Here is a 16,494-nt window from a genome sequence, read left to right on the forward strand (position 1 = left end):
GCCTGTGAGGCGGCGCTACACGTGGAGGCCATGAGCAACGGGTTGCTGGGCCAGGGTCGTCCGAAGCGGCGGCGTGCGTGGCGGTATGCGTTGGGCGCGGTGGGGCTGGGCGTGGGTGTGGGCGCCGCCCTCACGTATGCGACGACGGACGGCCTCCAGGCCTTCGGGGCCCGGGCCGAGGGCGCCCGGCTGGAGCGGATGCAGGCGTCGTCGCGCTACCAGGACGGCAGCTTCATCAACACCGCCGGGGCCCGGCTTCCGCAGAACGGGCCCGGTTGGGACACATTCAAGGAGCTGCTCTTCGGCACGCAGCAGCGCACGCCGCCGTCTCCCTTGCCCATGGAGCAGAACGTCGCGGCGGCGCTGGCGAAGCCACCGGAGACGGGGCTGCGGGTGACGTGGCTGGGGCACTCCACGCTGCTGGTGGAGCTTGACGGCTTCCGCATCCTCACCGACCCCATCTGGGGCGAGCGCGCGTCGCCGTCCACCATCGCGGGGCCCAAGCGCTTCCATCCGCCTCCGCTGCCGCTGGACGCGCTGCCGGACGTGGACGCGGTGCTGCTGTCGCATGACCACTATGACCACCTGGACATGCCCACCATCCGCGCGCTGGTGCCGCGCCCGGTGAAGTTCTACGCGCCGCTGGGCGTGGGGGCGCACCTGGAGAAGTGGGGCGTGCCCGCCGAGCGCGTGGTGGAGCTGGACTGGTGGCAGGAGGTGTCGCTGGGGGAGGGCCGGCTGCGCGTGGTGGCCACGCCCGCGCAGCACTTCTCCGGCCGGGGGCTGACGGACCGCAACAGCACGTCCTGGACGTCGTGGACCTTGCTGGGGCCCCAGCACCGCGTCTTCTTCAGCGGAGACACGGGGCTGACGGAGGAGTTCGCGGAGGTGGGGCGCCGCTTCGGGCCCTTTGACGTCACCCTGTTCGAGGTGGGCGCCTTCCATCCGTCCTGGGGGAGCATCCACCTGGGGCCGCACCAGGCGTTGAAGGCGCATGAGCTGGTGCGGGGGCGCACCTTGCTGCCCATCCACTGGGGCACGTTCAACCTGGCGCTGCACGCATGGGACGCGCCCGCGAACGAGCTGGCCGCGGCGGCGCGTGAGCGCGGTGTGAGCCTGCTCACGCCGGTGCTGGGCCGTCCCGTGGAGCCCACGCGGGAGCGCGTGGACACGGCGTGGTGGCGCACGCTCCAGGGGGCCGCGGTGGCTGACGACGCCCCTTGAGTCGAGGCGTCGCTGACGGGGATGGCACCGCTACTTCCGGGCGACGTCATCCTCCTCCACGGTGAAGTCGAAGTGCTCGAAGGCGTCCGCGAAGACGGCGTTCAGCGCCCGCATCCATTCCAGATCCGAGTCCCAGATTCGGTGCACCTGGTAGCTCGCCGCGGACATCCCTTGCTCCTTGTTGGGGGTGTTCACCATGACTGGCATTGTCCAAGTCCGGTGTGAATTTACACTGGAGAGACAGTCTCATCGGGCTGCGTTGTAGTGGTTTCCCGAGGGATTGCATCCCCCGCACGCGGGTGCCCACAATGCGCCGCGTCTGGATTGTCGGACGGAGCATCATTCCCCGTATTGAGCCCGGGCAGGGCACGGCCGGATGCGACTCTCACTCACCCATAAAATCACCCTGGCGCCTGTCGTCGTGGCGCTCCTGTTCGTCCTTCTCTCCCAGGGCTACACCGTCCCGAGGCTCCAGGAGGCCTTCGAAGCGCAGGGCCGGGAGCTGGGCGGCGCGCTGCCCACGGTGCTCGCGTCCGCGCTGGCGGAGGCCATGAAGCGCGGCGCGCACGCGGAGGTGCAGCAGACGCTGGAGGCCGTGGCGCGCCATGGCGGGGTGGCCTACGTGGCCGCCTTCGACGCGAGCGGCGCGCTGGTGGGCGTGGCGGGTGAGAAGGCCCAGGTGCTGCGGGACGCGCGTGAGCAGTTGCTGTCGGCGCGAGAGGGGCTCGTCCTGAAGGACGGTGACACGGAGCTGCAAGACCTGGCCGCCGCGGTGCCAGGCGGCGTCGGCCAGGTCCACGTGGGCTTCGACCGGACGCAGGCGCGGGGCCGCGTGGAGGGCGCCCTGGCGAACGTGGGCCTCACCGTGCTGGTGGCGCTGGTCCTCTTCTCCGTGGCGGCCTTCGTGGTCAGCCGCGCCATCGTGTCGCCGCTGGTGCAGCTCGCCTCCGCGGTGCGGCGCATCGCCGAGCACGGCGACTTGCGACAGAGCATTCGCATCGACTCGGAGGACGAGGTGGGGCAGCTCGCGCGGGCCGTGGGCATGCTGGTGGGGAAGCTGAAGGAGCTGCTGCACCAGCTCCAGTCCTCCACGGAGCTGCTGAGTGACTCGGTGACGGGGCTGACGGAGTCCGCGGACCAGCAGACGGAGATGGTGACGCGGCACGCGGCGGCGCTCCAGGAGACGCAGGTGACGGCGCAGGAGATCCGCCAGACGGCGATGCTGGCGTCGGGCTCCGCGGAGTCCGTCATCCAGGTGGCCGAGCGCGCCGAGCAACTGAGCCGCACCGGCGAGGAGGCCGTGGCGGCGAGCATCGACGGCATGGAGGACGTGCGAAACCAGGTGGCGGAGATCGCCGCGCGCATCACCGCCCTGGGCGAGCGGACCAAGCAGATCAGCGGCATCACCGAGACGGTGAAGGACCTGGCGGACCAGTCCCACCTGCTGGCCGTCAACGCCGCCATCGAAGCGGCGCGCTCCGGGGAGCACGGCAAGGGCTTCGTCGTGGTGGCGAAGGAGATTCGCGCGCTGGCGGACCAGTCCATCCGCGCCACCAACCAGGTCCGCAAGATCCTCCACGACATCAATCAGGCCATCATCGGCACGGTGGAGATCACGGTGGAGGGCACCGAGCGCATGGAGGCGGGCCTGACGCAGGTCCGCACCTCCGGAGAGACGCTGAAGCAGCTCACCACCATCGTCGAGGACAGCACCGCGGCGGCCCGGCAGATCGCCCGGACCGTCAGCCAGCAGGCCACGGGCATCGAGCAGATCTTCACCGCCGTCAACGAGCTCAACACGCTGATGACGGACACGATGTCCCGCATCTCCACGACGAGTGACTCCGCCATGTCCCTGAAGCTGCTCTCCGAGCGCGTCTCCCAGGTCGTCCGCGCCTACGACGTCTGACGCGGCGCAGAGGCCGCGCGTCCGCGATGGCTACGACGCGGACCGGGCATTCTTCCTGCGCGCGCCGTGCCGGGTGGACCGGGGGCGCTTCGCCGCGGCGCGGCGCCGCCTGGCGCTCAGGTGGACCTCATCGCTCCGGCAGACGCGCACATGGAGGAAGCGCTGGAGCTGGGAGAGGGCCAGGTCATGGTCATGGTCGCTCTCCGCCGCGCAGCAGTCGCTCAGCACGGTGAGCTTGTATTCGTGCATGTGCGCGTCATGGGCGCTGAAGAAGATGCACAGGTTGGTGGCCAGCCCGGCCAGGATGAGCTTCTTCGTGCCCAGGTGCTCCAGCAGCGGGACCAGCGACGTGGCGAAGAAGGCCGAGTGCTTGGGCTTGAGGATGAAGTAGTCGTCCGGCTGGGGCTTGAGCGCGCGGGCGACGTTCCGGCCCCGGCTCTTCGGCCGGGTGCAGTGGGCGTAGATGTCGCCGAAGTTGCTGCGCCAGTACCCGAAGTTGTCGTTGACGTAGATGACCGGGACGCCGGTCCGCCGCATCCGCTCCGCGAAGGGGCCCAGGCGCTCCACCATCCGCAGCGCCCACGGGAGGACCTTCTCCCCGCCGGGGAAGTCCAGGTCGTTGATGACGTCGATGATGAGCAGCGCCGTGTCGGAGCGTCGTCCACTGGACGGACGCCGCCGTGGCTTCTGGGTCCTCGCCTTCCGCGTCGTCACATCCACCCCATCGTCAGGAGGCCGCGACCGGAAGGGTAAGCACGGCCCGGCGGGACGGCGAGCCGTGCTCAGCGGGCCGCGGCCTTCTTGAAGCGCAGGCGCTTCAGCTCCTCGAAGCGGGCCCTGTCCCGGGGCGGGGTGGTGGCCACCAGCCCGTCGAGCATGCGCTTCGAGCTCTGGTAGATCTCCTCGACGGCGCGCTCGAAGGCGTCGGTGTTCTGCTTCGAGGGCGCCCGCGTCCCGGCGATCTTCCGGACGAACTGAAGCGCCGCGGCGCGGATGTCGGCGTCGGTGGCGGGGGGCGCGAAGTTGAACAGGGGCTTGATGTTCCGGCACATGCCCCCAGGCTAACGGGTGGCGGGGAATCAGGCCACGGCCCGCTCCTCGCGCCCCGGGCCGTCATCGAACCAGGAGTACACGGTCGGCAACACCAGCAGGGTGAGCAGGGTGGAGCTGATGAGCCCACCGATGACGACCGTGGCCAGCGGCTTCTGCACCTCCGCCCCCGCGCCCGTGGAGAAGGCCATGGGGAGGAACCCCAGCGAGGCCACCAGGGCGGTCGTCAGCACGGGCCTCAGGCGCAGGTGCGCGGCGTCATGGGCCGCCTGCATGGGCGCGCGCCCTTCCTGCCGCAGCTTGCGGATGGAGGCGACCAGGACCAGCCCGTTGAGCACCGCCACGCCGAACAGCGCGATGAAGCCCACCGCGGCGGAGATGGACAGGGGCATGCCCCGCGCCAGCAGGGCCAGGAGCCCGCCGGTGATGGCGAAGGGGATGTTGAGGTAGATGAGCAGGGCGGGCCGCACCGCGTGGAAGGTGACGTAGAGCAGCACGAAGATGAGCAGCAGGGTGAGCGGCACCACGAAGGCCAGCCGGCGCGAGGCGGACTGGAGGTTCTCGAACTGGCCGCCCCAGTCCACCCAGTACCCCGCGGGCAGCTTCACCTCGCGCGCGATGACGTCCTGGGCCTCCGACACGAAGCGCTGGAGGTCCCTGCCACGCACGTTGGCTTCGACGGTGAGGCGCCGCTGGAGGTTCTCCCGGCTCACCTGCGCCGGCCCCTCCTCCACGACGACGCGCGCGAGCTGGGAGAGGGGGATGAGCTGCCCGGTGGGGCTGGCGACGCGGATCTCCTCGAGCTGCTCCACGCTGGTCCGCGCCCCGGGCGCGAAGCGGACCTGGAGCGCGAAGCGGCGCGGGCCCTCCACGATGGTGCCCACCTCCTTGCCGCCAATGGCCTCGACGGTGTCGAGCACCTGGCGGACGTTGATGCCGTAGCGGGCAATGGCCCGCCGGTCGATTCGGATGCGCGCCACGGGGAGCCCCGCCACCTGCTCCGCCTTGACGTCCGTGGCGCCGGGGACCTTGGAGAGCGCCGCCGCGAGTTGGTCGCCCGTCCGCTTCAGGACGTCCAGGTCCTCGCCATGCAGCTTGAGCGCGACGTCCGAGCGCACGCCCGCGATGAGCTCGCTCACCCGCAGCTCGATGGGCTGCGAGTAGCTGAACAGGCTGCCGGGGACCTCCTTCGCCAGGGCCTCGTTGAAGCGGGCGATGAGGCCCTCGCGGTCCTCCGCTGTCGTCCATTCATCATGGGGCTCGAGCATCACGAAGATGTCGCTGATTTCCACGCCCATGGGGTCGGTGGCGATCTCCGCCCGCCCCGTGCGGGACACCACGGTGGTGACCTCCGGGAAGCGCTTGAGCACCTTCTCGATGAGGCCCGTCTGGCGGACGGACTCCTCCAGTGAGACGGAGGGCACGCGCCAGGCCTGGATGGCGATGGCGCCTTCGTCCAGCCGGGGGATGAACTCCGCGCCCAGGAACGGCACGGTGGCCAGGCTGGCCACGAGCAGGCCCGCGGCGACGCTGACCACGATGGCCCGCTTCCGGAGGCACCAGGCCAACGCGGGTTCGTAGAGCCGGCGCGCCGCTTGGACGACCACGCTCTCCCGCTCCCGCGTCTTCCGGGGCAGCAGGACGGACGCCAGCGCGGGGACGAAGGTGAGGGAGAGGACGAAGGCTCCGGCCAGCGCGCAGATGACGGTGAGGGCCATGGGCTTGAACATCTTCCCCTCGATGCCGCTGAGGGCGAGGATGGGCAGGTACACGACGCCGATGATGACCTCGCCGAACGCGGCGGCCTGCCGGACCTCCACGGCGCTGTGGTAGACGACGTCATCCCGCTCGGCGGGGGTGAGTTCGCGGCCCAGCGCGTGGCTGCGCTCGGCGATGTGGCGCACGGCGTTCTCCACGATGATGAGCGCGCCGTCGACGATGAGCCCGAAGTCGATGGCCCCCAGCGACATCAGGTTCCCGGAGACGCCCAGCGCGCGCATGCCGATGAAGGCGCAGAGCATGGACAGCGGAATGGCCGTGGCGGCGAGCAGGCCCGCGCGCAGGTTCCGGAGCATCACGAAGAGCACGACGATGACGAGCACGCCGCCTTCGATGAGGTTCGTCGCCACCGTCTGGATCGTCTGCCGGACCAGGTCGGTGCGGTCATAGAACGCGTCGATGGTGACGCCCGGGGGCAGCGAGGGGCGGATCCGCTCCACCTCCGCCTTCACGGCGTTGACCACCTCGCGCGAGTTCTGGCCGACGAGCATCATGACGATGCCGGTGACGACCTCGCCCCGGCCGTCGCGGGTGACGGCGCCCTGGCGGACCCTGGGGGCGAACGCCACGTCCGCGACGTCCCGGACGTAGACGGGCACGCCCTGGGCGGAGGTGGACAGGACGATGTCGCGCAGGTCGTCCAGCGACTCCACCAGGCCCTCTCCCCGGATGAGCACCTGCTCCGGGCCCCGCGCGATGTAGGCGCCACCCGCGTTGGCGTTGTTCTGCTCCAGCGCCTCGAAGACCTGGGACAGCGACAGGCCGTAGGACGTGAGCCGGGCGGGGTCCACCTGCACTTCGTAGGTCTTGAGCTCGCCGCCGAAGGCGTTGACCTCGACCACGCCCGGGACGGAGCGCAGGCGCGGGGAGATTCGCCACTCCAGGAGGGTGCGCAGCTCCATGGCGCTCCTGCCCTCGCCCCGCACCTCGAACTGGTAGATTTCGCCCAGGCCCGTGGAGATGGGCCCCATCTCCGGCGAGCCGTAGCCTTCCGGGATGTCCTCCTTCGCGGCCGCCAGCCGCTCCTGGATGAGCTGGCGCGCGAAGTAGATGTCGACGTGCTCCTCGAAGACGATGGTGACGACGGACAGCCCGAACTTGGAGACGGAGCGAAGCTCCTCGGTGTCCGGGAGGCCGCTCATCGCCGTCTCGACGGGCACGGTGATGAAGCGCTCGACCTCCACGGGGCCCAGGCCCGGCGAGGAGGTGAGGACCTGCACCTGCACGTTGGTGACGTCGGGGACGGCGTCGATGGGGAGTTTGCTCAGGGCGCTCAGGCCGAAGCCGACGAGCACCAGGGTGAGGAGGAAGATGAGCAGGCGGTTCTTGATGGAGAAGTGGATGAGCCTGTCGAACATGGTGGCCGCCTAGTGGGAGTGGCCTTCGCCCAGGCTCTCCTTGGAGAGCTCGGACTTGAGGATGAAGGCGCCCTGGCTGACGTACGACTCACCGGGTTCGAGGCCGGAGAGGATCTCCACCTCGCTGGCGGAGCTGGCGCCCGTGCGCACGTCGCGCGGGCGGAACCGGGTTTCGGAGAGGGGCACGAAGACGACCTGCTCGCCTTGCACCTGCTGCACGGCCTGCCGCGGAATCACCACGCGGCTGTTGGCGCCGGGCGCCTCCGCGCCGGTGGCGATGGTGGCCTGGGCGAACATCCCGGGCTTGAGGCGCCGGTCCGTGTTGTCCACCACCACCCGGACGGGGATGGTGCGGGTCTTCTCGTCGACGATGTCGCCGATGTAGCCCACCTCGCCCTCGAACTGCTGCCCGGGGAGCGCCTGGACGGTGAGGGCCACGCGCTGCCCCGTCTGGACGCGTGAGAGCTGGGACTCGGCGAGGTCCAGCATGGCCCAGAGCTGGGTGAGGTCGGCGACGGTGAACAGCGGCGTGGTGGCCTCCACCGCCTGCCCCAGCGTGCCCTGAATCTCCACCACGGTGCCGCTCAGCGGGCTGATGGCGGGGAAGCGTGAGCTGTAGTGGTCATTGCCCCGCAGCAGGGCGATCTCCTCGTCGGAGAGGCCCAGCGCGTGGAGCCGGCCGTCCGCCGCGTTGCGTTCGGCCTGGGCGGTGACGAAGGCGCTCTCCGCCTCGCGCATCTCGCGCTCGCTGGTGATGCCCTTGGCGAGCAGCTCCTCCTCCCGCTTGAAGTTCGACTCGGCCACGCGCGCCTTGGTCGCCGCGGAGAGGTAGTCCGCCCGGGCCTGCCCCAGCTCCGGGCTGTCCAGGTAGCCGAGCACCTGACCCCGCTTCACCTTCTGCCCCAGGGCGACGGCGACGCTGTCGAGCCGTCCCGGAACCCGGGAGGCCACCTTGGCCACGCCGCCCTGGGTGAAGGTGATGCGCGCGGGCACCGAGAGGCCGCTGACGAGCGGCTTCACCTGGGCCGTCGCCAGCGACACCTGCGCTGCCCGCGCGGCCTCGGGCGTGAGGGTGACGAGCGCATCGTGCCCCCGTGCCGCCTCTCCTTCGTCGCGGTGCGGGGCCTGGTCGGCGCCATGGTCGTGGCCCGACTCGTCATGTGCGGGGGTGGGCTTCTTGTCGGAGCAGGAGAACGCGAGGAGCGCCGTGGCGAGCAGGCAGGTAGGAAGCCGTCGGGAGGCCTTCATCGCAGGGTCCCCACGGCCCGCATGAGCTGGGCGTTGGCGGCGTTCAGCTCCTCGAGCGCCTCGATGTAGCCGCGCCGTCCATCCAGGGCCTCGCGCCGGATGATGAGCAGTTGCAGGTAGTCCACCTTGCCGGCCCGGTAGGCCTCGGTGACGAGGCTGAGGTTCTCCTGGAGCGCGTCGAGCACGTCGGCGCCGAACACGTTCGCCATGGCCTGGGCCGCGCGGTACCGGTTGAGGGCGAGCTCGACCTCGGTGTGGACGAAGCGCTCGGTGGCGTCGAGCCGCAGCTGGGCCTGCCGCTTCCGCGCGGCGCTCGCGCCGCGTCCCGCCTGGTTCTGGTTGAAGAGGGGCAGGTCGATGCTGAGCGTCCCCTGGACGATGGTGTCGCCCTCCTCGCGGCCGTAGCTCACCCCCAGGCTGGGCCGGGGCATGGCGTCCCGGCGGGCGAAGCGGACCTCGGCCCGGGCCGCCTCCCAGTCGGCGCGGGCGGCGCGGAGGTCCTGGCGCTGCCGGGCGGCCTGCTCGATGAGCGTCGCGATGGCGGGCGCGGGCGCAACGTCCGCGCGGAGCTCTCCCTCCAGCGTGACGTCCTCGTCCGGGTCCAGGTTCAGCAGGAGCTTCAGCTCCGCCAGGGCCTGGATGCGTTCCTGGGTGGCGCGGACCTTCTCCCGCTGGGCCCGGCCCAGCTCCACCCGCGCGATGTTCACCTCGATGTGGGACGCGGCGCCGGCCTTGAGCCGCTCCTCGGCCGTCTTGCGCCCTTCCTCCGCGAGCCCCAGCGCGTCGTCACTCAGTTGCAGCGCGCGTTCGGCGGCCAGGGCCCGGCCGAAGGACCGCCGCACCTCCGCGGCGAGGTCCACCTGGAGCGCCTCCAGCCGGGACTGGCTCGCGGCGGCCGTGGCGCGCGCGGCGTCCTTGCGCGCGGCCCGCTGGCCGAAGACCTCGAGCTGCTGGCTGAGCCCCACGTTGAGCTCGAGGGTGTCGCCCTCATCGCGGAGCCGTGGGCCCACGGCGGCCTGGAGCTGGGGGTTGTTTTGCAGCAGGAGGGACGCGCCCTCCAGTCGGGCTTGGGCGGACGCGGCATCCGCCCGGCCTTCAATGAGGCGGGGGCTCTGCTCCAGCGCGAGCGCGACGGATTGCTCCATCGTCAGGGGACGGGCCGCGAGCGCCGGCGTCACGGCGACACACAGCAGGCTGACAAGGCGAAGGGATGGGAACACGGGGCGTACCTGTGGGAGGACATGCCGGCGGAGCCGGGGCCCGGCGGTGTGCGGAGCGTGGCCTCGCGGAGAGGCCCCGCTCCGCACGCCGCCAGCGCCGACGACCGCCAGGGCGTGAATGGACAGGGCGGCATGGGCGCACCTGTCAGGCGCGTCCATGGGCTTTGGAACCTGGATGCAGGCGGGGGGCGGGTGGGCCCCATTCGCGCGCGGACCTCACGCGGAATCGGACAGGGGCAATGAATGGCACGTGGACGCAAGGCGGTGACACCGCGTCCGGTGGCCTGAGGGACCCCGGCCCGCCGTCAGGCCGCCGCTATGGGAGGTCGCAGCAGGCGGGCCGGAATGGCCTCTGCTGCTTGCTGCGGCGTGCCGGCGATCTTCGGGGTCGGGATTCGGATGACCCAGAGCGTGACGAGCGGGGAGACCGGGGTGCTGACCTGACTGGGGCAGCAGCCGCAGTGGTGCTGGGTGGGCCCACAGCCGTGCTCCCGGCCCAGGTCCCCGAGGTCCGACTCACCCGCCTCAGCGTGTGCGATGTGCCCTGTGGCGGCGTAGTGCACGGCCAGCTCGACGGCCTCCCCGAAGGAAGGCACGAGCCCGTGTACGAGCACCAGCATCAGCAGGACGCGCATCACGCTGCCTTCGTAATGCCGTTATCCGAGGAGTGCAAGATGGCCGGGGGCTGCCCGGCGCCGAAGACCGAGTAGAGGACCGGGAGCACCACCAGGGTCAGCAAGGTGGACGACAGCACGCCCCCGATGACGACCGTGGCCAGGGGCCGTTGGACCTCCGCGCCGACGCCGGTGTTGAGCGCCATGGGCACGAAGCCGATGGCGGCCACCGCGGCGGTCATGAGCACCGGCCGCAGCCGGGACACGGCGGCCTGACGGATGGCGTCCCCCAGGGGCAGGCCCCGCTCCAGGAGGCCACGCACCCGCGAGACGAGCACCATGTCCCCCAGGACGGAGACGCCCGACAGGGCGATGAAGCCCACGGCGGCGGAGATGGAGAAGGGCAGTCCCCGCGCCAGCAGCGCGAGCACGCCGCCCACGAGCGCGAAGGGCACGCCGGCGAAGATGCGCACCGAGTCCAGGACGCGCTCGTAGGTGAGGTAGAGCAGCAGGAAGATGAGGGCCAGCGCGACGGGCACCACGATGAGCAGGCGCGTCCGCGCTCGTTCGAGGTGCTCGAACTGACCGCCGTAGCGGAGGTAGTAGCCCGCGGGCAGCTCCAGCTTCTCATCGAGCGTGCGGCGGACCTCCGCGACGAAGCCGCCCAGGTCGCGGTCGCGCACGTTGGCCTGCACCACCAGCCGGCGCTTGCCCCACTCGCGTTGGAGGGTGGTGGGGCCGGAGGTCTCCCGCAGGGTCGCCAGGCGCCCCAGGGGCACGCGCTCGCCGCCGGGCGCATCCACGGGGATGGTGGCGAGCTTCCTGGGGTCCTCGCGGTATTCCTCGGAGAGGCGCACGGCCAGGTCGAAGCGCCGCTCGCCCTCACGCACCTCGCCCACGACGCGCGTACCCACGGCCTCCACGACGTCGAGCACGGCGCGGGTGGGGATGCCGTAGCGGGCCACCGAGGCCCGGTCCACCGTTATCTCCAGCACGGGCTGGCCCGTCACCTGCTCCACGGTGACGTCCGCGGCGCCGGGGATGGCGCGCACCAGCGTCTCCAGCTCGCGGGCCTTGGCCTTGAGCAGGTCCAGGTCGTCGCCGAAGAGCTTGATGCCCACGTCGCTCCGCACGCCGGCGATCATCTCGTTGACGCGCATCTCGATGGGTTGGAGGAACGCCATGCGCATGCCCGGGAGGTCCGCCAGCTCCGCCTTCATCTCGTTCACCAGCTCCTCCTGGGTGCTGGCGCGCTTCCACTGCGCCCGGGGCGTGAGGGTGATGAAGACATCGGACAGCTCGATGCCCATGGGGTCCGTGGCCACCTCCGCGGTGCCGGTGCGCGTCCAGACGCGCCGCACTTCGTCCGGGAAGCGGGCCAGCAGCACCTGCTCGATTTGGCTGCCATAGCGGATGGACTCGGTGAGGGAGACCTCCGCCAGCCGCACGGTGTTGATGACGAGCGTTCCTTCGGACAGCCGGGGGACGAACTCGCTGCCCAGGCGCGTGGCGGCGACGAGGGCGCCCACGACGAGGAGCGCGGCGGCGGCCAGGGTGAGTCGCGCGTGGGCCAGCGCCCATTCCAGGATGGGCCGGTAGCCGCGCTGGAGCCAGCGCACCAGCCAGGGCTCGCGGTGCGCGCCGCCGCCGCGCTTCAACGCGAAGGAGGCCAGCACGGGCATCAGCGTCATGGACAGCAGCGCGCTGCCCAGCAGCGCGAAGATGACGGTGAGGGCCATGGGGCGGAACAGCTTCCCCTCCACGCCCTCCAACGCGAGGATGGGCAGGTAGACCACCATGATGATGAGCTCACCGAAGAGCGTGGGCTTGCGCACCTCGACCGCGGCGTCCCGCACCACCTCCAACAGGGAGCGCCCGTCCCGGGCTTCGGTGAGGCGCCGCTCCGCGTTCTCCACCAGGATGACGGAGGAGTCGACGACGAGCCCGAAGTCGATGGCGCCCAATGACATGAGCGTGCCGGCGATGCCGAAGCGCAGCATCGCGTTGAAGGCGAACAGCAGCGACAGGGGAATCGCCGCGGCCACGATGAGGCCGGCGCGCCAGTTCCCCATGAAGACGAAGAGCACCGCGATGACCAGCAGCGCGCCTTCCAGCAGGTTGGTGCGCACGGTGCGCAGCACGTGGTCCACCAGCTCCGTGCGCTCGTAGACTGGCTCCACGCGGACGTCCTCCGGCAGGCGCCGCGTGACGTCCTCCAGCCGCTGGGCGAGCGCCTTCGTCACCGTGTGCGAGTTCTCGCCCACCCGCATGAAGCCCAGGCCGAGCACGACCTCGCCTTCGCCGTCCGCGGTGGTGGCGCCGCGGCGGATTTCATGGCCCACCCCGACCCGGGCCACGTCCCGGATGCGCACCGGGACGCCCTGGTGCGCGGCGATGACCACGTCCTCGATGGACCTTCCATCCGTGAGCGTGCCCACGCCGAGCACCAGCGTCGCCGAGCCGCCTCGCTCCAGCACGCCGCCGCCGACGTTGGAGTTGTTCTCCTCCAGCGCCCGGTAGACATCTCGCAGGGAGAGGCTGAACTGCTGCAGCCGGCGCGGGTCGACGATGACGTGCCACTGCTTCTCCTCGCCGCCCCAGGCGTTCACCTCCGCCACGCCGGGCACGCTGCGAAGCTGGGGCGCGATGACCCAGTCGTGCAGGGTGCGCAGCTCCTCCAGGCGCCTCGTGTCGCTCTTGACCAGGTAGTGGAAGACCTCGCCCAGGCCCGTGGCCACCGGCCCGAGCGAGGGAGGTGCGACTCCCGCGGGCACCTGGACCCGGCTCAGCCGTTCGGCCACCTGCTGCCGGGCGAACCACAGGTCCGTGCCGTCCTCGAACTGGAGCGTCACCTGGGAGAGGCCGAACTTGGAGATGGAGCGCAGCTCGCTGACGCGCGGCAGGCCCGCGAGCGCCTGTTCCACCGGGACGGTGAGCTGGCGCTCCACCTCGATGGGCGTGAGCGCGGGCGAGACGGTGTTGACCTGCACCTGCGTGGGCGTGGTGTCCGGGATGGCGTCAATGGGCAGGGCCTGGAAGGCGAGCAGGCCCGAGACGACGAGCGCCACCGTCCCCAGGAGCACGGCCCAGCGGTGCGACAGGGACCACTCGATGAGGCGGGTGAGCATGGCGGTTACTCGGCCTCTCCGGTCTCACAGCAGCCCGCGCCGATGGAGTCCTTGAGGAGCTCCGTCTTGAGCAGGAAGGCGCCGGTGGTGACGACCTCCGCTCCCGCCGCGAGCCCCTTGACGATCTCCACCTCCTCGCGCGTGCTGGCGCCCAGCTCCACCGCGACGGGCTCGTAGAGCCCTGGCCGCTTGCGCACGAAGACGAGCGTGTGGCCCTGCGCGCGCTGGACGGCCGCGTGGGGCACCAGCACCGCTTCATGCTCGGTGGCGACCTGGACGCGCGCCCGGAGGAAGAGCCCGGCCTTGAGGGCGCCGTCCGGGTTGGGCAGCTCGACGCGGGCGCGCACGGTGCGCGAGGCCCGGTCCACGGAGGCGCCGATGCGCGTGAGCGTGGCCTCGCGCGTCTGACCGGGCATGCTGTCGAAGGTGAGGGTGACGCGCTGCCCGGGGCGGACGAGGGCCGCGTCCGCCTCCGGAATCTCCAGCAGGGCCCACACGGTGCTCAGGTCCGCGACCTGGATGAGCGGCTGGCCCGCGGAGGCGTAGCGCCCGGTCACGGCGTCGCGCGCCACCACCGTCCCCGCGAAGGGGGACGACAGCGCATAGGTCCCGGGTTGGCCCTGGAGGTTGGCGCCCGCGGCGGAGAGGGCGGCGCGGGCCGCGTTGCGCTCGGCCTCCGCCGCCGCGACCTCCGCTTCGGCGGCCTCGACGTCCTTCCGGGCGCTGATGCCGCTGGCGGCCAGCTTCTGCTCGCGCGCCAGCGCCGAGCGCGCCACCGTCAGGCGTGACTGCGCCGCGGACAGCCGGCCCTGGTCCGCGCCCACGGTGCCCGAGGTGATGAGCACGAGCGGCTGTCCCGCCTTCACCTCGTCACCGACGTCCACGCGGACGTCCATCACCAGGGCCTCGCCTCGGGCGGACACCTGCGCCAGCCGGTTCTGGTTGAAGTCGAGCTGGCCGACGACGTCCAACGTCCGCGCGAAGGAGCGCTTCACCGCGCGGCGGGTCTGGATGCCCGCCTCGCGGGCCGTTTCAGCGGACGCGAGGCGGACGCGCGTGCCAGGCTCGGGGAAGACGGGCGGCTGGGCTCCCGCGGCCGTCACCAGCTCCGGGTGGCAGTATGGGCAGACGGACTCCGGGAAGCCGTGCTCCCGGCAGTAGTCGCCCGCCTCGATGAACTTCGCCACCAGCGCCGGGTTGCACTTCGTGCAGCGGGATTCGGGGACCGCGTGCTCCTTGCACCAATCCCTGGGCGCGGTGTCCTGGGCCGTGAAGCTGAGGCCCGGGTTGCACTGGAAGCACTGCGATTCGGGGACGCCGTGCCCGGCGCACCAGTCGCCCTGGTCCTTGAAGACGTCGATGAGGTCGGGGTTGCACCGGGCGCAGAGCTCCGCGGGGACCCGGTGCTCACAGAGCGTGACTTCGGATGGGGTGGAGGGGCCTCCCGAGTCGGACGGGGGCGGCGAAGGGGCCTTCGCCGTGGACGGGCTGCTTTGCTGGGTGCAGCCGGCCGCGGACAGCGCCAGGAGCATCGCCAGGAGCACGGGACCGGCTCGGGAGGCAGGCATCTACTTCACTCCCTTCCTGGCGAGCTCCGGGTTGCACAGGACGCACTGGGATTCAGGGCGCGCGTGCTCGGGGCACCAGTCGCCCTTGGCCTTGTAGACCGGGGCCAGCTTCGGGTTGCAGCGGGCACAGAGGGACTTCTGCACGCCGTGCTCGCAGCGTGGCTTCTCGGACTTGGAGGCCTGGGGCCGCGGCGCGGGCGTGGCCTCCTCGGCCAGGACGGGCGTGGCGAACAGCGACAGGACGACGGACAGCGTACGCAGCGAGTGCATGATGAAGCGCTCCTGCCGGGGCGCATGGCCACGGCGGTGAGTGCCCGCGCGGAAGGTGCGCGGGCAGGTCGGACAGGGCTTGGGCGGAGCGGGAGGACGTGCGCACACGTCCGGCCACGGCCTTCGCAAGACACACGTCTCCCGTGAAGGGCGGTGTCAGGCTCTGGGCGGCTGGAAGATGTCCGCCCCCACGCCGGTGAGCAGGGGCTCAGCCACGCGCGAGGGGACCGGGAGCCGCAGTGACGGGAGGAGGAGTCGCGCGACCGTGATGGACGGCCCGGGCGCGGCTCTCAGCGGACAGCAGACGCACAGGACGCACGTCGTCGAACAGTCAGCGCAATCGTCGGAGGCTTCCTCCGCGCACTCGTCGTGCACGTCCGACGCCAGGGCCAGCGTCTGGAAGACGCCGCCCGTCGTCAGGACGAGGAGCACGGCAAGGAGTCGCAGGAGGAACTGCATTGGGGAGTGGCTTATTAAACGTGGCCTGAGGGTGTCAATCCGGCGGGGGCGGGGGCTCGCGCATCAAGCGCTCCAGCAGCCGGCGCATGGGCGCCGAATCCCACGCCCGAGGCCCCGAGAAGCGGGCGACCTGGCGACCGTCCACCAGGAGAAAGCTGACGGGGAGCTGGTCCACGCCGAACGCGTCTCCCACTTGCTTGTCCGCGTCGAGGCGCAGGTGGAGCGGCGCGGGCGGCGGTCCCTCGAAGAAGGACGCCACGGCCTGGGACGTCTCGTCATGGCTGAAGACCACGACCTGGAGGCCCTCCGGGGGCGCCTTGGCGAGGGCGACAAGCTGGGGCGTCTCCTGCAGGCAGGGCGGGCACCAGGTGGCCCAGAACACGACGAGCAGGGCGCGTGAGTGCGGTGCGTCCGCGAGCCTGGGCGCGGCCCCCTGGAGCCGGAGGTAGGCCGGCGGAGGCTCACGCTTGCAGGCCCCTGTCAGCGGCGACAGGCCGAGCAGGAGCAGGCTGAGCGCGGTGGCGGGGCGCATCACGTGGGAATCCCTCGAGGCGTGCGAGCGGAACCGAGGCTACAACGTCCCGCCGGCCCGGCGTGACAGGCGACGAGGCACCTCCAGAAGGTTTCTTACGATGACCGACCCCGTGCCCAGGCACGGCGGCGGCGC

Annotated in this window: 14 protein-coding genes; 2 read left to right on the plus strand and 12 right to left on the minus strand. The window is 71.3% G+C overall.

The window, feature by feature from the left end:
* Positions 1 to 30: 30 nt before the first annotated feature.
* Complete coding sequence (locus MYMAC_RS18145) at positions 31 to 1,224, plus strand: MBL fold metallo-hydrolase (protein ID WP_095958987.1); 1,194 nt, start codon at positions 31 to 33, stop codon at positions 1,222 to 1,224.
* A 30-nt stretch (positions 1,225 to 1,254) separates the two neighbouring features.
* On the opposite strand, the gene MYMAC_RS36875 is transcribed toward MYMAC_RS18145, so the two are convergent.
* Positions 1,255 to 1,422, minus strand: a complete 168-nt coding sequence (locus tag MYMAC_RS36875; protein ID WP_157757513.1) for a hypothetical protein — start codon at positions 1,420 to 1,422, stop codon at positions 1,255 to 1,257.
* A gap of 178 nt (positions 1,423 to 1,600) precedes the next feature.
* On the opposite strand from MYMAC_RS36875, the gene MYMAC_RS18150 reads away from it, so the two are divergent.
* Positions 1,601 to 3,133 (plus strand): methyl-accepting chemotaxis protein, encoded by a 1,533-nt coding sequence (locus MYMAC_RS18150; protein ID WP_095958988.1) that lies wholly within the window; start codon positions 1,601 to 1,603, stop codon positions 3,131 to 3,133.
* Positions 3,134 to 3,163: 30 nt separating this feature from the next.
* Here MYMAC_RS18150 and MYMAC_RS18155 read toward each other — a convergent pair whose 3' ends face one another.
* The 11 genes from MYMAC_RS18155 to MYMAC_RS18205 all read right to left on the minus strand — a co-directional run bounded on the left by MYMAC_RS18155 (position 3,164) and on the right by MYMAC_RS18205 (position 16,359).
* On the minus strand, positions 3,164 to 3,847 hold the full coding sequence (locus MYMAC_RS18155; protein ID WP_095961617.1) for a cysteine hydrolase family protein: 684 nt from the start codon (positions 3,845 to 3,847) through the stop codon (positions 3,164 to 3,166).
* Positions 3,848 to 3,915: 68 nt separating this feature from the next.
* A complete protein-coding gene (locus tag MYMAC_RS18160) occupies positions 3,916 to 4,185 on the minus strand; it encodes a DUF2277 domain-containing protein (RefSeq protein ID WP_013940287.1) in 270 nt (89 codons plus the stop codon).
* A gap of 27 nt (positions 4,186 to 4,212) precedes the next feature.
* Positions 4,213 to 7,320, minus strand: a complete 3,108-nt coding sequence (locus MYMAC_RS18165) for an efflux RND transporter permease subunit (protein WP_095958989.1) — start codon at positions 7,318 to 7,320, stop codon at positions 4,213 to 4,215.
* Positions 7,321 to 7,329: 9 nt separating this feature from the next.
* The gene (locus tag MYMAC_RS18170) at positions 7,330 to 8,568 is read right to left on the minus strand and encodes an efflux RND transporter periplasmic adaptor subunit (protein WP_095958990.1); all 1,239 of its coding nucleotides are present in this window, start codon (positions 8,566 to 8,568) and stop codon (positions 7,330 to 7,332) included.
* Complete coding sequence (locus tag MYMAC_RS18175; RefSeq protein WP_239989597.1) at positions 8,565 to 9,788, minus strand: TolC family protein; 1,224 nt, start codon at positions 9,786 to 9,788, stop codon at positions 8,565 to 8,567. The genes MYMAC_RS18170 and MYMAC_RS18175 overlap by 4 nt, the downstream gene beginning before the upstream one ends.
* A gap of 305 nt (positions 9,789 to 10,093) precedes the next feature.
* Positions 10,094 to 10,423: a hypothetical protein gene (locus MYMAC_RS18180; protein WP_013940291.1), complete on the minus strand. Its 330-nt coding sequence runs from the start codon at positions 10,421 to 10,423 to the stop codon at positions 10,094 to 10,096.
* Positions 10,423 to 13,530, minus strand: a complete 3,108-nt coding sequence (locus MYMAC_RS18185; protein WP_095958992.1) for an efflux RND transporter permease subunit — start codon at positions 13,528 to 13,530, stop codon at positions 10,423 to 10,425. Before MYMAC_RS18185 ends, MYMAC_RS18180 begins: the two co-directional genes overlap by 1 nt.
* Positions 13,531 to 13,535: 5 nt before the next feature.
* On the minus strand, positions 13,536 to 15,098 hold the full coding sequence (locus MYMAC_RS18190; RefSeq protein WP_095958993.1) for an efflux RND transporter periplasmic adaptor subunit: 1,563 nt from the start codon (positions 15,096 to 15,098) through the stop codon (positions 13,536 to 13,538).
* Positions 15,099 to 15,368, minus strand: a complete 270-nt coding sequence (locus tag MYMAC_RS18195; RefSeq protein WP_095958994.1) for a hypothetical protein — start codon at positions 15,366 to 15,368, stop codon at positions 15,099 to 15,101.
* A 156-nt stretch (positions 15,369 to 15,524) separates the two neighbouring features.
* On the minus strand, positions 15,525 to 15,827 hold the full coding sequence (locus tag MYMAC_RS18200) for a hypothetical protein (RefSeq protein ID WP_095958995.1): 303 nt from the start codon (positions 15,825 to 15,827) through the stop codon (positions 15,525 to 15,527).
* 34 nt (positions 15,828 to 15,861) lie between these two features.
* Positions 15,862 to 16,359, minus strand: a complete 498-nt coding sequence (locus MYMAC_RS18205; protein WP_095958996.1) for a TlpA family protein disulfide reductase — start codon at positions 16,357 to 16,359, stop codon at positions 15,862 to 15,864.
* Positions 16,360 to 16,494: the final 135 nt, after the last annotated feature.

Source organism: Corallococcus macrosporus DSM 14697, assembly GCF_002305895.1.
GTDB lineage: Bacteria > Myxococcota > Myxococcia > Myxococcales > Myxococcaceae > Myxococcus > Myxococcus macrosporus.

What these genes read in the sequence shown, in the direction of transcription:
- MYMAC_RS18145 (WP_095958987.1), top strand. Translation starts at nt 31, where the DNA reads ATGAGCAACGGGTTGCTGGGCCAGGGTCGTCCGAAGCGGCGGCGTGCG.
- MYMAC_RS36875 (WP_157757513.1), bottom strand. Translation starts at nt 1,422, where the DNA reads ATGGTGAACACCCCCAACAAGGAGCAAGGGATGTCCGCGGCGAGCTAC.
- MYMAC_RS18150 (WP_095958988.1), top strand. Translation starts at nt 1,601, where the DNA reads ATGCGACTCTCACTCACCCATAAAATCACCCTGGCGCCTGTCGTCGTG.
- MYMAC_RS18160 (WP_013940287.1), bottom strand. Translation starts at nt 4,185, where the DNA reads ATGTGCCGGAACATCAAGCCCCTGTTCAACTTCGCGCCCCCCGCCACC.
- MYMAC_RS18165 (WP_095958989.1), bottom strand. Translation starts at nt 7,320, where the DNA reads ATGTTCGACAGGCTCATCCACTTCTCCATCAAGAACCGCCTGCTCATC.
- MYMAC_RS18170 (WP_095958990.1), bottom strand. Translation starts at nt 8,568, where the DNA reads ATGAAGGCCTCCCGACGGCTTCCTACCTGCCTGCTCGCCACGGCGCTC.
- MYMAC_RS18180 (WP_013940291.1), bottom strand. Translation starts at nt 10,423, where the DNA reads ATGCGCGTCCTGCTGATGCTGGTGCTCGTACACGGGCTCGTGCCTTCC.
- MYMAC_RS18185 (WP_095958992.1), bottom strand. Translation starts at nt 13,530, where the DNA reads ATGCTCACCCGCCTCATCGAGTGGTCCCTGTCGCACCGCTGGGCCGTG.
- MYMAC_RS18190 (WP_095958993.1), bottom strand. Translation starts at nt 15,098, where the DNA reads ATGCCTGCCTCCCGAGCCGGTCCCGTGCTCCTGGCGATGCTCCTGGCG.
- MYMAC_RS18195 (WP_095958994.1), bottom strand. Translation starts at nt 15,368, where the DNA reads ATGCACTCGCTGCGTACGCTGTCCGTCGTCCTGTCGCTGTTCGCCACG.
- MYMAC_RS18200 (WP_095958995.1), bottom strand. Translation starts at nt 15,827, where the DNA reads ATGCAGTTCCTCCTGCGACTCCTTGCCGTGCTCCTCGTCCTGACGACG.
- MYMAC_RS18205 (WP_095958996.1), bottom strand. Translation starts at nt 16,359, where the DNA reads ATGCGCCCCGCCACCGCGCTCAGCCTGCTCCTGCTCGGCCTGTCGCCG.